Below are 2,007 nucleotides of genomic sequence, written 5' to 3'. Positions count from 1 at the left end.
GGCCGCCCGCGCAGCGCCGTCGGCCCGGCCGACCACCGCCGCGCGCAGCGCGTCGAACTCCGCGCCGGCGGCGGCGCGCAGGGACGTCAGTGCCTGGACGGCCGCTCGGATGGGCCGCTCACCCACGGCCGGACCCGGACGCCGTCGTCGCTGTCGCTCTCACACCTCCTATGGGTGCTTCTGGCGACCCGAATGTGACACGACGATCAGGATTTGTCGCCGTCGCCCGGCTTCATCGACTCCCAGATCTCCTTGCACTGCGGGCAGACCGGGTACTTCTGGGGGTCGCGGCTGGGCACCCACACCTTGCCGCAGAGGGCGATGACGGGCGTCCCGTTGATCATGGCGTCGGTGAGCTTGTCCTTGGGCACGTAGTGCGAGAACCGCTCGTGGTCGCCGTCGCCGCTGGTGGGCTGGGTGCGGCGATCCTCGATGGTCTCGGTGCCGGGGCTCAGCTGGGTGCTCACACGCCCAGTCTACGGACTGGGCGGACGAACCGCGCATGTCGGCAGCGTCGCTATGATTCGCTCGTGACAGAGCGGCCGGGCGACGAGGCGGGACAGGGGATCCTCGGCCCGGCGTACCGGCGGCTGTCCGTCGGCATCGTGTCGGCCGTGGTGTTCGTCGCGTTCGAGTCGATGGCGGTCGCCACGGCGATGCCGACGGCCGTGCCCGAGCTCGACGGCATGGCGCTCTACGCGTTCGCGTTCTCGGCGTTCTTCACCACCAGCCTGTTCGCCATGGTCGTCTCCGGCGAGCTGTGCGACCGCACCGGCCCGCGGCTGCCGCTCATCCTGGGCACCGGCGCCTTCACCGTGGGCCTGCTGCTCGCCGGGTCGGCACAGTCGATGTGGCCGTTCCTGGCCGGACGGGCCATCCAGGGCCTCGGCGGCGGGCTCGTCATCGTCGCGTTGTACGTGGTGGTCGGGCGGGCCTATCCGGAGCGCCTGCGGCCGAAGATCTTCGCCGGCATGGCGGCGGCCTGGGTGGTCCCGTCCATCGTCGGGCCGCTGGTCGCGGGGCTGCTGACGGACGAGCTGTCGTGGCGGTGGGTGTTCCTGGGCATCGCGCCGCTGGTGCTCATCCCGGTGTTCCTCGCGCTGCCGTCGGCGAAGGCGGTCGACGGGCCGCCGCCGGGTGGCGCGCCACGGCGCGCCGGCCGGAAGCGGTTCGCGCTGGCGGCGGCGGTCGGCGTGGGGTTGCTGCAGTACGCCGGCTCGCGCGCCGACCTCGTCGCCGTCGCGGTGGCCGTCGTCGCGCTGGTCCTCATGGTGCCGAGCGTGCCGAAGCTGCTGCCGCCGGGCACCATCGCGCTGCGCCGCGGGCTGCCCACCGTCGTCGCGCTGCGCGGCATCTACGCCGGCGCGTTCTTCGGCACCGAGACGTTCCTGCCGCTGCTGCTCGTCGCCGAGCGCGGCATGTCGTCGACGCTGGCCGGGCTGTCGCTGACCGGCGGCGCGCTGGGCTGGGCGACCGGCTCGTGGTACCAGGGCCGGACGCGCACCGTCGCGCCGCGCTACCTGCTGGTGCGGGCCGGCGGGCTGTTCGTCGCGCTGGCGATCTGCAGCGTGTCGCTGGCGCTGGTCGAGGCGGTGCCGCCGTTCGTCGTCATGGTCGGCTGGGTCGTCGGCGCGTTCGGCATGGGCATCGCCACGGCGAGCATGAGCGTGCTGCTGTTCCAGCTCTCACCGGTCGAGGAGCACGGCGCCAACTCGGCCGCGCTGCAGGTCAGCGACGCACTGTTCACGGCGACGTTCGTCGGCCTGGCCGGGACGATCTTCGGCACCGGTCACGCGGAGTCGATCGCCGAGACCACCGTCGAGCACTGGGTGTACCTGGTGATCATCGCGGTCATGGCCTGCCTGGCGCTGTTCGGGGCGTGGGCGGCGGGCCGGGTGCGGACGCCGTCCGACGCCGCCCCGACCGGCCTGACGGCCGAGCCGCCGCCGACGACCGGTCCGGCCACGGAGCCGGCGGCGTGAGGCCGGCGGTCCGCGCGTCCGGCCG

General features: G+C 73.6%; 2 protein-coding genes. One reads left to right on the top strand and one right to left on the bottom strand.

Features of this window, described 5'->3' with window-relative positions:
* Nucleotides 1-206: 206 nt before the first annotated feature.
* Entirely contained in the window at nt 207-467 is a 261-nt protein-coding gene (locus DY240_RS23005; protein ID WP_119662106.1) for a DUF3039 domain-containing protein, read from the bottom strand.
* Between the two features lie 63 nt (nt 468-530).
* Between DY240_RS23005 and DY240_RS23000 the strand changes: the two genes are divergently transcribed.
* A complete protein-coding gene (locus DY240_RS23000; RefSeq protein WP_199702132.1) occupies nt 531-1,982 on the top strand; it encodes an MFS transporter in 1,452 nt (483 codons plus the stop codon).
* Nucleotides 1,983-2,007: the final 25 nt, after the last annotated feature.

It is taken from the genome of Jiangella rhizosphaerae (assembly GCF_003579925.1).
Classification (GTDB): domain Bacteria; phylum Actinomycetota; class Actinomycetes; order Jiangellales; family Jiangellaceae; genus Jiangella; species Jiangella rhizosphaerae.
Note: the sequence above shows the minus strand (reverse complement) of the source record. Positions and strands in the feature narration are given on the sequence as shown.